Source organism: Catenibacterium sp. UBA627, assembly GCF_002299355.1.
GTDB lineage: Bacteria > Bacillota_I > Bacilli_A > Erysipelotrichales > Coprobacillaceae > Catenibacterium > Catenibacterium mitsuoka.
In genome coordinates this window covers 5,375-5,761 of record NZ_DBPF01000054.1, presented here as the reverse complement: position 1 = coordinate 5,761, position 387 = coordinate 5,375, and the positions used below count along the sequence as shown (strand labels likewise).

Here is a 387-nt window from a genome sequence, read left to right as displayed (position 1 = left end):
ATTTCACATAATTTACATATTACTGTTTAATTATGAGAACACAATTGCAAAAATATAGATTTTATGATATCTTTTACTAAGTGTGAAAAGGAGGTTTCCCCGATGCAATTAGTCATTTATATATTCATTGCGTTATGTACTCTTGCAATCGCAATTCTATTTACTGAAGTTACTGGAAAACTATTCAAAGCATTACTTGCTTTAGTAGGTGCTGCTTCTACTGGTTACTCAATTGCCTTAGCTGCACGTATGATTGCAGATTCTACTAAGTGGTTCAGCAAACCACCACTAATGAATACTTTCTATATTTCATCTGCAATCGTATTAGTATTAATCATCATCGTTACAAAAGTAATCTTAAAAAAGAAGAACGGTTAATAACCGTTT

Annotated in this window: 1 protein-coding gene; it reads left to right on the top strand. The window is 31.3% G+C overall.

The features are described 5' to 3' along the window. Window positions 1-102 precede the first annotated feature (102 nt). A complete protein-coding gene (locus tag B2S90_RS03835; RefSeq protein WP_055234238.1) occupies window positions 103-378 on the top strand; it encodes a hypothetical protein in 276 nt (91 codons plus the stop codon). Window positions 379-387: the final 9 nt, after the last annotated feature.